Source organism: Aeromonas sp. QDB68, from assembly GCF_027707405.1.
Classification (GTDB): Bacteria; Pseudomonadota; Gammaproteobacteria; order Enterobacterales; family Aeromonadaceae; genus Aeromonas; species Aeromonas caviae.
The window spans coordinates 1-11,365 of sequence record NZ_JAPCIQ010000105.1; the positions used below are offsets into that span (position 1 = coordinate 1).

The following is an 11,365-nucleotide window of genomic DNA, read 5'->3' on the forward strand; positions in this document are numbered from 1 at the left end:
CGTGCATCGAGAAGACAGATTATCCCATCCCGGCAGAACTGATGCCGTCAACCCCGTCCTGGTGAATAGATACCCTCCAAAGACCAGCCGAAATGATCAGGATCCAGCGACAACCGCATTCTCGATGCCAGCCACCAACCTTCACTGTCACGAACAAAGAGCACTTCCGCCGCCTTGCTCCCCGTCCAGCTCCGGTATAGGTGGAGAGTTTCTCCTTCGAAATAGCAGAACCATTTGTACTCCATCGCCGGAGGGATAAATCCCTGTCGGATGTTGGCCATCTGCTCATCGCGAAAGCGCAGGCTCAGCGGAAGGGTGAGCGCATCTCGATGCAATGGTTGTAACCCTTGCCAATCATGCCGTGTCGCCGCCTTCATCCTTTATCTCCCAAGTCATCAGTTAAAACCCAGATGACTATATCGTTCGAGCAAAGCCGCTTCGATACTGGGGTTTTGCACATGTCGTATTTTCAAGCAGATATTTTCAAACTAATAGACAGATAAGAGGCAGGCGAGACGGACGGGGCAGTTCCTCACAACCACACGGCTTCCTGCTCCAGCGCCATCCCGCTGGCTTGCATTGACCGGATCAATTGCTTCACTTCCACGTCGAAATCGGCTGTCGCAGGGTGTGCCAGCATGGCGTTGAATTCGCGCTGGGTATCCTGCCAAAGCGTGGTACAACCGAAACGCTCGAGACGAGATGGCCACTCGGGCATCAACCACAGGGCCACGCTGTGGCCAAGACGGCTGCGAAGCCGGGCAAAGTTGAGCAGACCCACTCCGTCGTAGTCGGGAAAGAAGTGGATCGCAGGCGCCCGCTGGCGCAAGGCGAGCCAATCCAACAATGTGTTGGGCAATTGGCCACTGTAATAAGCAACACTGGCGGGCTGGGCGCAGGGTAGCCAGTCCAGCTGGTCAAACAGCGCCTGATTTTCCACAAGCCATAGCGGATGTTCGGTATACCAGGTGCTGTCGGCGTGCACAGTCAGAGCGGCGACGCCCAGTTGATCGGTGCTCAGTCGCAAGTCCAGCCGGTTGTCTTTATCATCTCGCCACGCCACCTGACCGGGACCGGCCTTTAACAGCAGATAGCTGAACTCATGCCCATGATCTGCCCCCTTGCTACGGCGAGTTGCGGCGATGTTACGCGCTCGGCGTGGCAGACCATCGACCAATTCGGCTTGCTCTATCGGCACCAGTTGTCGCCACTGGTGTTCCACCACGGCGGGCAGCCTTATCTCAAATACGACTCCCCTGCCCTCGGGCCGCATCTGTATGCTGCCGGTAGCGCGGGCAAAGCTGCTCAGCTCACGTCGCTGCCCCTCGCTCAATTGAGAGCTGGCAAGCCCTCCTCCAGGGGCTTGGCGCAATTTGCGCAAGGCGGCGATCAAACTACGGCTCATGGTCGCTCCTTGGGAGCAAGCACCAGCCAGCTCTGCCGATTGATATGGTTCTTGCCGGCATGGTGATGGATAGGTACGCAATAGCGTGCCGTGGTCAACGGAGCTGGCGAGGCGCAGATCAGGGCAAAACCGAATTCTGCCGCCACATCGATCAGATTTTTCTGGTTGCGGGTATCCAGCGCCAGCGCCTCATCCAGATAACAGATGGTGCGGATGCGCTTGTTCTTGTGATGCATCAGGTGGAGCATGGCCAGCCCGGTCACCAGCTTGGCCATCAATACGGTGCCGTTGGAGGCCGCACTGTCTATCTCGGTGAAGGACTCCTCCTGCTGATCCTGCTTACCTATCACAAACTCCAGGCGAAACAGATCGGCGACACGGAGCCCTTGCCGGGCATTGCCCTCATCAAACAAGGTCTGTTTGGCGCGATCCAATCGCACATCATCCAGCACGCTTTGCTGATTAAACAGATCGAAGCTCTCCCCCGTCTCCACCTGAGCGGACTTATCGAGCAGAATTTCGATGGCTTCCACCAGGTGTGCTTCATCCCTGGGCTCGATTTTGAAAACCCTGAGGTCGGACAGTTGACGCTGACTCACCAGCCGGTTAAAGCCCCGCATCTGCGCCTTAAAAGCATTCAGCCCCTGTCTGAGCTGTTTCAGGCTGGCGGTGACATTGATCACGGCACTGCGGGCCTTCTTCTCCAATGCCTCGGCTTCTTTTGGCAACATCTGATGGAAATCGAGGATCCGACTCCACTCCTCGTCCTGAGTCGGGCAGTGTTCATACTTGGTGAGTCCGCCAGCGTGCAAATCCTGCAAACCGCGCTGCAACGCGCTGTTCAACGCCAACAATTGACGACTATCGGTCTGGAATTCTTGCAAACGGGTATATAGGGTATCCAGCGTTCTGGTGGCTCCCCCGAGCCAGGGATGGTAGGAAAGAGATTCCAGATAACCGAATTCTGGCCCCTGATCCTCGCGCTGGTTACGCATGGTGACGATGCCGTTATGCTCATCATCCAGTCGCATCTGCGCTTGTCGCAAAGCATTGAGTTGATCAACCAAGCTCAATTGCTGCTGGTTAATCGCTGCCAGCTCGGCCTGTAGCCTATCCAGCTCTTGTTCATGGGCTATCAATTGCTCTGCTCGCTGGTCACTCTGGGCCAATAGATGCTGCCAGGTGTCGAAGTCGGCCAGCTCCTGCCGCAGTTGTTGCTGCTCCTGCTCTAATCGTTGCTTGTGTGCCTCGGCCTGGTGGCGCTGCTCGGCTGTTTGCTGCTGCACCTCCAAACTGGCGATATGCCTGTCGGTATCCCTGATCTGCTCCTTCAGCTCGGCTTCACTGAGTTGCTGAAACTGGGGATGCAACCGATGAAGGTTGATGCGCAGGCCAGCCAGCATCAGCGTCTCGCCCGGCGTCTGTGACAACTGTTGTTTCAACCGGGGCATATCCAGTTCGAAATCTGCCGGTCCTAGCTGCATCACTCCGGCCTGGAGCACCCGGTTTAGTCGCAGTAACTCCTCTTCACTCAGATGATCAGCCATGTGTCGATAGAGATTGTCGGTCAAGGTCTCCTGCTGCCGATGCAGGCTCATCGACAACTGCTGTTGCCGACGTAAATCTCGCCTTATGTCCTCTACGCTGCGGCTCTTGACCTGCCCCAGCAGGGTGATCTGAGCCTCCAAATTCTCCTTGACCGCCGCCAGCTGTGTTTCAAGTTGCTCACGTCCCGAAAGCAGGGTAAACCGACGCTCCAGCTCCGCTTGCTGCTGATTGAGCGCCAGCAGCTGAGTATGGGACTGCTGTTTTACGAGCCGTTCGACACTCAGCTCCTGAATACGGCTCCCCGATTGCTTTTGTGCCGTCTCGCATTGCAACACCTTGGCTGCCAATTCCTCTGCTGTGGACTCATAGTAGGAGTGCCACTGCTTGAGGTCTTCTTCTATCTGTGGGCACCAGACGATGAGCTTGCCTCTGAGCGTCAAACGCTCTTGCACTTGTTTGGCCAAGCTCAGGATCCGTGCAGACTGATTGACCGCCGCCTGATACTGAGCCCGTTCACTATTGACCTCGCTAAATGCCTTTTCCCACTCTTGCCGAAAGTCGATGGCCGCATCCGACAAGTCCCGTTTGAAGATTTCCAACAGATAATTTTTGACATCGGCCGAGGTGAGCCTATCCAGCCGTAAGGTACGAGTGAGGACCTGTCGATAGGCAGCAGCATCCGATTGATGCTCCAGATGAAAGAGGGTGAAATCGGGCTCGCTGGCGGCCCGCTTGCGACGACCACCATACAGGGCATCGCGAAAATCATTGGGACTCTTGTAGACAAACACCAGCCGCTGGCGCGTGGCCAGGTGGTTTACCAGTTGGGGCTCCGCCACCAGAGCGCCGCCGTCCAACCGATAATCATCCAGATCCAACGCTCCCTTGTAGGCAAAGTACTGATAGTCATGGCTAACCCCCTTGCCGACACATCCCAGCACCACGGTCCCCGTTTCTGGCAGACAGGCTTCCAGCAGTATGTAGGCGCTGTTGTTGGGGAAGTAGAATCGTTTGGACTTCTCCAGATCGTGGGCGCCAAAGTCCATGCGTCGCTGGTCGATGATCAATAAAAACTGCAGCGCGTTGATGAGGCTGGTTTTACCTGTGTTATTGGGGGCGATGAGTGAGACGGCAGCATCCAGCGGCAACTCGGCTCTCTGATACCCGGCACTGCCCAACAATACCAGACGCTCAAACCCGTACTGGATCATGCTTCCTCCTCCTCATCCAAACCCACCTCTGCCGATTCATCTTCCTCGCCACCCTGCGGCTCATCGAATGAATCGTCTTGGCCAGATGCGCTCAACGATTCGAAGTGTTCCAGATAGCGATAGACCGCCGGCAATAACTGCCAATAACCGTTAAGTGACAACGCAAATCCGAGCTTGACCGCGCTGTCCAGCAACGCGATGAAGCCATCCAGCTCCAACCCCTCGGCCTCAAGGATCTCCTGATGATGCTCGTGAGCCTTGGCCAGCAAGGCCTTGTCTACCCGCCACTCCGTAAAGCGGGACAAGGGTCTGCCCTCATCAGCCTGGGTATCAAACAAGCACATCCATAACAACGCCAGGCGCTTGCTAGTCTTGCTGGCTTGGCTGCCGGACTCCTCGATATGAAACCAGGCATAGCCACGTGGCTCGACTTTAAGCTCAAACCCCAGGGCGGCAAAAATAGCCTGATAGCTTTCCTGACAACGCTCCAGCTCGGCCCACAGGGCAGGCTCCGCCACCCGGTTGAGGTGCTTGCCGCTGTTGAACAGGCGAAACAGCTCACTCAGGGCACCGAGCGACTCCAGATGCGAAATAGAGGTAATCATGATCTCTGGATCCTGTAGGGGTGATAACTGACCAGCACCTCTTGCAAATCCGTTGTGGTGCTATCTGGGTGAAGGCTCGCCAGCCAAAGAGGCTCACGCACCAGTTCGTGGTAGAGTCGCAACAAGGTGGCATCCGGCTGCTCGCCATAATGCTGTAGCAACCAGAGCATCAGGTTCTCCACTGGCAGGCTCTCTTGCAGGTGTTGTTTGAGGGTCTCGTCATCAATGGGCTCTACCAGTGAGGCGTCGAAGGGGACCTCCGTCGGGAAACGGATGAGTTCCGGTATGTACGCCAGGGCGCTGGCCATAAAATCCTTGACCTCGAAGCCTACACTAACGCGTCGCGGTCGCTCCTGCCGCCAGACAGGCAAGGCCCCCTTCGTATTGCGCAACGGCAGAGCTCGCGTGAGGCCACGTTTGCGCACACGCCCCAACAACTGGCTGATGGCGGCAGACAGGCCATTATGCTCGCGCAGCTCTTCACGCAGCGGCAGCAAGGTGGCGGCACATTGCTGGGCTACCAATCTTCCCAACCGCTGCAACTCCTTGGCTTGATAAGAAACCTGACGCAACTGTAACTGGTGGGTATAAAGCCCACCTTGTATGGTGATGGCCTCTACAGCCCGATCCAGAGCCCTCTCCGCCTGCTCCAGAAAGGGATAGAAGTTGCCCGCAAGCCCGGAGTCCATCATCTCGTTCATGGGCTCCACATACTGGTCATAGGCTTCAAGCACTGAGCGATAACGTTGCGCTATTGGCATGGCTGCATCCGCGGATTTAGCCTGTTCGGCCAGCTCCAATATGGCATGGCGATCCTGATCCAATTGCAAACTGATCTGCCGCAACAGGTCTGACATCTTGGCTGAGCCCTGACGCAAATAATCGGGATTGAGTGGTTCAGAACCTTCCAGTATTTGTGCTGTCGCTTGTTTGATGGCCTCGATACGCGCCTTGAGCACGGCAGAAAGCCCTAACTCATGCTCACGTAACAGCCCCCGCGCAAACTCTTGCACCAAGGGGTTGACCTGCAGGGTATCGGTTCGCTCAAGCCACTGCAGGACATCGCTGCTACATAGGCTGCGCAAGATTTCTCCACACTCAGGCTCGCTGTCACTGCCCCGGCTGGACTTGCCAATTAGCCTCAGCACCATCGCCTCATCGAAAGCAGGCCATTCCCGCGAAGCCCGAACCAATGCTTCGATGACGTCCCAATGTTTATGCAGTTGGAATATCAGACTTTTGGGATTTGCCATTCGGTATCCTTGTTCGCTCCCTTGGCCCCAGTCCAAAGAATCATACGATGGACGGCTGGCGTCATTTGACCACAAGAGCATAGAAAGCAACCCAGCTGGCAACAATACTGGATACTTCTACATGTCGTTTTTTCAAGCAGATATCTGACGACTCCGGTCTCCCTTACCGCCATTGCTGCAAATGCTCAAACGCTGAGTGTGGGCCGGACTACCGCCAGGATGTTGGCTTGGATCACGCCTCCAGCAGGCAGATCATGGATGATCGGTATGGAAAATACTCGACGGTAGTGGTCAGTCAACTACCAACGGAAGAGTGGTACGCGAGCTTGGGGGACAACACTCTGGCAGATGCGATCCTGGACCGGCTGATGCACAACGCTCACCGGCTGTCACTGAAGGGAGAATCGATGAGAAAGAGGAGAAGTGAGTTGACCCAATCTGAACACTCGAGTTAGAAACGGGGTGACGTGAGCGCGTTAAGGATCTGGGTGTTCACGTTGGCCGGAATCACTGTTCAACTTCACCGGAATACGCATACGGCGGGCAAGACGGGCTAATGGGCGCGGTGCTGCACAAATTCAAGCAATCATCCAAGAAAAAGACCGAGCAGGCCTTTGCCGAACATCGGGACTATTTGCTGCGTGATATCGACCACCTGACTGCCCAGCTGGCCGAGATCACCACCCTGCAGACCCTCAAACCCTATCTGGCGGCCCGCTGGGATCAGAAGCAAATGAGGTGGGATGAGGAAGAGGACGATATGGAATGGCTGTTTAGGTAACGGCCAGCGGTGACCGACCATCTCATCAAACAATCAAGGCGCCACTGGCGCCTTGATTGTTTTCACACTGCTGGTTTTTACACTGATCGTGCTATCGGATAGCCAGCCTTAAATCAGGGTCACCTGACGCGCTTTGCCATCAGGCGCCAGCGCCTGTTCCTCATCGTGGATAGTTGTGAAGGGCTCAGGGGAAATGGCGGCTGCCGATGCGATTTTGCGCTGCTCAGCAATACCGATAACCTTCCCGCTAAGGAAGGTGCGAATAAGCGGGGAAGCGCCGACAACGTTGTTGCTCTCAGAGCACTCAACGGCAAGGTGGTTAATATCGGTGGGTTCTCCGCCACCAAGTCTGGTGAAAAAGAAATAATGTGCAGAGGCGTTGGGCCGATTAAGACGCCCGACGGCGAGCCTTTTTCGGAATTTGTTCGGAAGGCTTTGGTCGACGAGCTAAAACTTGCTAACGCATTCTCAGCGGCCGCGCCGGTCACTCTTACCGGCAATCTAGATTCCATCGATTTTTCATCAGCCAGTGGAAGCTGGAATCTTGCCTTAACCGTCAAGTCATCGAATGGAAAAAGCATGACTGCATCTGAACAGTATGCATTCACAACGAGTTTCTATGGTGAAACTGCTTGCAACCAAACTGCTCAAGCCCTCATGCCAGCAGTTCAGAATCTGGTTGGGAAGATCGTCCGTTCGCCAGAGTTCACTTCTCTCTTGAACTAGGCCAGTTCTAATCGGGTAGCCGGGGGTTTCTAGCCCCCAGCCCCCACAACACCCTGCGTGCGGGTCCGCACAGGGCGTTTCACTTAGAATGGTGAAGCCGTATCCAACCATCGCGCAGCGCAAACAATCCTTGGGATTTCAGGTACGCGTTCGATAACGCCTGCTGGATCCCCGGGGTTTTCGAGCTACGCCATGGGCCTTTACTGGTGATGCCACATGCCACCGCCGTCCGAACGTGGACGCCCCGGCTCATCAGGTTCCGTACCTTGGTGCGCGGCTTTCGCCACTGCCGCCAGTAGGCCATCCGTATCCGGCGGCGGATCCATTGATCCAGCTCCACGCAGAGTTGATAGCAGTTGGCGATACCAAAGTAGTGGATCCAGCCGCGCAGGTATTGGCTGGTTTTGAAGAGTTGATACTCCATCGCCACGCCCCAGTTGCGGTTGGTCAATCGTCTGACTTGCTGCTTGAAGCGTTGCAAGGTTTTCGGGTGAATGAGGATCTTCCCCGTCTTGAAGGTAAACCCCAGGAACTTACTCTCCGAGGTTTTGACGACATGGCTTTTGCTGGCGTTGACCACCAGTTTCAAACGCTGTTGCAAGTAGCGGCTGATGCTGGCCAGTACGCGCTCTCCCGCTCGCCGACTCCTCACCAGTATGGTGAAGTCATCGGCATAGCGGGCGAAGGCGTGGCTACGCTTTTCCAGCTCTTTGTCCAGTGGGTCGAGCATGATGTTGGCCAACAGCGGCGATAACGGACCGCCCTGTGGCACACCTTCCCGACTCTCCTGACGCTGCTGGTTAGCGATAAACCCGGCTCGCAGGTATTGGCCAATCAGGCTCAGTAACCGCTTGTTGTTGATCTTGGCGCCCAGTTTACTCATGAGTAGATCATGGTTTACCCGGTCGAAGAACTTCGACAGATCCACATCGACCGCAAAGCCGCGGCCTTGCTTGATGAGGCGCTGTACCTGTTTCACCGCTTGCTGCCCGTTTCGATGGGGCCGGAACCCGAAACTGTTATCCGAGAAGCCGGGGTCGAAAATGGGCGTCAGCACCTGGGCAATGGCTTGCTGGATCACCCGGTCGGTGACGGTCGGGATCCCCAACTGGCGTTTGCCGCCATCGGGTTTATCAATCTCAACTCGCCGCACTGGGGCCGGGTGATATTGCCCGACTCGCAGCTCGGTTGCCGTCCGTTTCCAGTGACCCGACCTTGCCCACGCCGGGAAGGCCTCGATAGTCATGCCATCGACACCGGGGGCGCCCTTGTTGGCTCGAACGCGGTGCCATGCCGCGAGGATATTGTCTCGTTGCAGCACCTGCTCGAAGAGATCTTGGCTAAAGGCTGGCTGCTGGTTGGCACGCTGAATGGCGTCATCGCCGGACGGCGAACAGGTGTTCAAGTGCAACTCGGCTCCTCCTTTGTTCTAAGTGTTCAGGCCTTCACCATGTCCCGGTCATTACGCCGGGCGTTGGGCTACTATGCCGTCTGCTAATGGGATGGTCGCCCCTACCTAAAATGGCATCTGTAGTGCCAAAGTGGCGAATGAAAATTCCCACCGACCCAGAGAGGCGACCGTGATGAAGATTACGACTGTTGGTATTGACCTAGCAAAGAACCTGTTCCAAGTGCATGGCGTGGATGAGCGCGGCAAAACGGTGCTGAAGAAGCAGCTGAAACGGGACCAGATGATGGCATTCTTCACCAATCTGCCCCCATGTCTGATCGGCATGGAAGCCTGCGGCAGCGCTCACTACTGGGCTAACAAGCTGCAGAGGCTGGGGCATACCGTGAAGCTGATGGCGCCGCAGTTCGTTAAGCCGTACGTGAAAACCAACAAGAACGATGTGGCGGATGCCGAGGCAATCTGCGAAGCAGTGAGTCGACCGAACATGCGCTTTGTGCCGATTAAGAACAGCGAGCAGCAAGCCGTCCTAGCGTTGCATCGCGCCCGTCAGGGTTTCGTTAAGGCAAGGACTGCGCAGGCCAACCAGATCCGCGGCCTTCTGGCGGCCTTGTTGATCAAATCCAAAGTCGGATACTCGCTCCCCAACCCGCCGGGCGGGCTTAGTTGACGGCCTGCCGAATAGGCATACCAAGCCCTATGACCTTGTTCATGACTTTCACCCCGGCCAGGATCTCACCCACCTGGGCGTTGTAGCTCCGCAGACTCAGTTTCGGACCGATGAGCTGCTTGAAGCGATACATGGCGGTCTCAGCTATCGAGCGCTGATGATAGCCAGAGTCCTTTTTCCATTGCTCCAGTTCTCCTGCCTTGAGCGCGGCAACCGCCTCGTTGCGTGGATGGCCTTTCTTCCAGAATGCCGCATTCTTTCTCGGCGGTATGGTGGCCTTGATGCCCTTCTTTTGCAGTAGGGCATAACAGGCTCTGGTGTCATAAGCACCATCGGCGCTGACTTGTTCTATCTTGCGGCGCAAGGGGTTGAGCAGCGTGGGCAGCACCTCGTTATCGCCCACCGTTTCCAGGCTGACTTCGGCTGCGACGATGGCATGGGTCGCCGCATCTACGGCCAGGTGAAGCTTGCGCCAGACGCGGCGTTTCTCCTTGCCGTGCTTGCGAATTTTCCATTCGCCCTCGCCATAGACCTTGAGTCCGGTGGCATCGATGACGAGGTGAGCCACCGGGCCATGGCTCGGTAGGCGGTACTTGATTTCGACCGTCTTGGCACGCTTGCTGATACAGCTGTAGTCCGGCGACTGTAAGGGCACCTTCATCAGCTTGAACAGCGAGTTGATGAAGCCTTCCAAGGCACGCAGCGGTAGCTTGAATACCGCCTTGAGCATCAGCGCGGTTTCAATGGCAGAGTCGCTGTAATGGAAGCCTCGCCCCCGGCGGCCATGATGGGTTTGGCAATGCCACTGCTGGATGGCTTGCTCATCCATCCAGACGGTCAACGAACCACGTTGCACCAAGGCTTGGTTGTACTGTTTCCAGTTGCTGATCTTGTGCTTGGACTTGCCCATCTGGCGCTCCCGGTGGTGAACCTAAGAGATCAGATCACCAAACTGCGGGATAGTTCCCTGATTTGAGCAACAACGCCTCCTGGATGTGCCTAACCGCCATATCGACCCCGTCATCGTACGCGGTCTGGTGCAGGCGGCCCGCAGCCAGTTACGGGTGGATGTGGATTATGTGTCGCTCAGTTCGGCCGAGCGTAGCGGGCGCAATATAGTTCCCCATACCTTGGTCTATGACGGCATTCGCTGGCATGTGCGGGCGTATTGCGAGAAGAAGAGGGATTATCTGGACTTTGTGATGAGCCGCTTTCGGGGCAAGCCGGAGCTACTCGACGCTTCGGCCCACGGTCGAGATCAGGATCTGGAGTGGAACAATCGGGTGGTCGCTGTGGTGACCCCCAATCCCTGTCTGGGTGATGAACAGCAGGCCATTATCGCCAGCGACTATGCGATGACCGACGGCAAGTTGCTGATAGAACAGCGCGTCCCCTTGATGCATTACGCCCTGGAGCGGATGCAGGTGAGCTACAACGGGGAACATGCTAATAATCCCCTGCTCTACCCACTGGTGCTCGCCAACCGGGAGGAGCTGATCCGGCAAGGCTGTGTCTTTAAGCTCAAGAATGCAGATTTGCAAATTTCATAGCGGGCTGGTGCTTTGTAGTGGCCCAGCTCACGACGCCACTACGAGCACCTGACTGTTTATCCGTCATTCCACCCGACCAAAACGATCAGGGTCGGCTGGCACATAATCGTCCTCAAACATATTCTGCGAGCGTTGACATCCTCCCCCACCTTAGCGCTTCGCGTCACAGGAGGGGGATTCCCATTACTGGGTGATAGCTGCTCGCGCA

At 56.3% G+C, this 11,365-nt stretch carries 10 protein-coding genes and 2 pseudogenes; 5 read left to right on the forward strand and 7 right to left on the reverse strand.

Annotated features, from left to right (window positions below; translation table 11 throughout):
- Nucleotides 1–47: 47 nt before the first annotated feature.
- The 5 genes from PG892_RS19390 to PG892_RS19410 all read right to left on the reverse strand — a co-directional run bounded on the left by PG892_RS19390 (nucleotide 48) and on the right by PG892_RS19410 (nucleotide 6,022).
- The gene (locus PG892_RS19390) at nucleotides 48–377 is read right to left on the reverse strand and encodes a hypothetical protein (RefSeq protein WP_270825720.1); all 330 of its coding nucleotides are present in this window, start codon (nucleotides 375–377) and stop codon (nucleotides 48–50) included.
- Between the two features lie 155 nt (nucleotides 378–532).
- Nucleotides 533–1,405, reverse strand: coding sequence for a hypothetical protein (locus PG892_RS19395; protein WP_021140990.1), 873 nt, complete (start codon nucleotides 1,403–1,405; stop codon nucleotides 533–535).
- Nucleotides 1,402–4,164, reverse strand: a complete 2,763-nt coding sequence (locus PG892_RS19400; RefSeq protein WP_005330554.1) for a hypothetical protein — start codon at nucleotides 4,162–4,164, stop codon at nucleotides 1,402–1,404. The genes PG892_RS19395 and PG892_RS19400 overlap by 4 nt, the downstream gene beginning before the upstream one ends.
- On the reverse strand, nucleotides 4,161–4,769 hold the full coding sequence (locus PG892_RS19405) for a condensin complex protein MksE (RefSeq protein ID WP_005330555.1): 609 nt from the start codon (nucleotides 4,767–4,769) through the stop codon (nucleotides 4,161–4,163). The genes PG892_RS19400 and PG892_RS19405 overlap by 4 nt, the downstream gene beginning before the upstream one ends.
- The gene (locus PG892_RS19410) at nucleotides 4,766–6,022 is read right to left on the reverse strand and encodes a hypothetical protein (protein WP_021140988.1); all 1,257 of its coding nucleotides are present in this window, start codon (nucleotides 6,020–6,022) and stop codon (nucleotides 4,766–4,768) included. Before PG892_RS19410 ends, PG892_RS19405 begins: the two co-directional genes overlap by 4 nt.
- A gap of 251 nt (nucleotides 6,023–6,273) precedes the next feature.
- Between PG892_RS19410 and istB the strand changes: the two are divergent.
- From istB to PG892_RS19425, 3 genes and pseudogenes are all read left to right on the forward strand, one after another.
- A pseudogene (gene istB, locus PG892_RS19415) lies at nucleotides 6,274–6,477 on the forward strand (IS21-like element ISAs29 family helper ATPase IstB); the annotation flags it as partial.
- A gap of 101 nt (nucleotides 6,478–6,578) precedes the next feature.
- Nucleotides 6,579–6,803, forward strand: a complete 225-nt coding sequence (locus PG892_RS19420; RefSeq protein WP_021140986.1) for a hypothetical protein — start codon at nucleotides 6,579–6,581, stop codon at nucleotides 6,801–6,803.
- A gap of 165 nt (nucleotides 6,804–6,968) precedes the next feature.
- Complete coding sequence (locus PG892_RS19425; protein WP_270825722.1) at nucleotides 6,969–7,529, forward strand: hypothetical protein; 561 nt, start codon at nucleotides 6,969–6,971, stop codon at nucleotides 7,527–7,529.
- 79 nt (nucleotides 7,530–7,608) lie between these two features.
- Here the strand turns inward: PG892_RS19425 and ltrA are convergent, their stop codons facing one another.
- Nucleotides 7,609–8,940 carry a group II intron reverse transcriptase/maturase gene (ltrA, locus tag PG892_RS19430; protein ID WP_270825723.1) on the reverse strand — a complete coding sequence of 444 codons (1,332 nt, stop codon included), beginning with the start codon at nucleotides 8,938–8,940 and terminating at the stop codon, nucleotides 7,609–7,611.
- 172 nt (nucleotides 8,941–9,112) lie between these two features.
- Between ltrA and PG892_RS19435 the strand changes: the two are divergent.
- A pseudogene (locus tag PG892_RS19435) lies at nucleotides 9,113–9,571 on the forward strand (IS110 family transposase); the annotation flags it as partial.
- A gap of 28 nt (nucleotides 9,572–9,599) precedes the next feature.
- Here the strand turns inward: PG892_RS19435 and PG892_RS19440 are convergent.
- Complete coding sequence (locus PG892_RS19440) at nucleotides 9,600–10,517, reverse strand: IS5-like element ISEc35 family transposase (protein ID WP_113979304.1); 918 nt, start codon at nucleotides 10,515–10,517, stop codon at nucleotides 9,600–9,602.
- An 85-nt stretch (nucleotides 10,518–10,602) separates the two neighbouring features.
- Between PG892_RS19440 and PG892_RS19445 the strand changes: the two genes are divergently transcribed.
- Nucleotides 10,603–11,157 carry a WYL domain-containing protein gene (locus PG892_RS19445; RefSeq protein ID WP_223917666.1) on the forward strand — a complete coding sequence of 185 codons (555 nt, stop codon included), beginning with the start codon at nucleotides 10,603–10,605 and terminating at the stop codon, nucleotides 11,155–11,157.
- The last annotated feature ends 208 nt before the right edge of the window (nucleotides 11,158–11,365 follow it).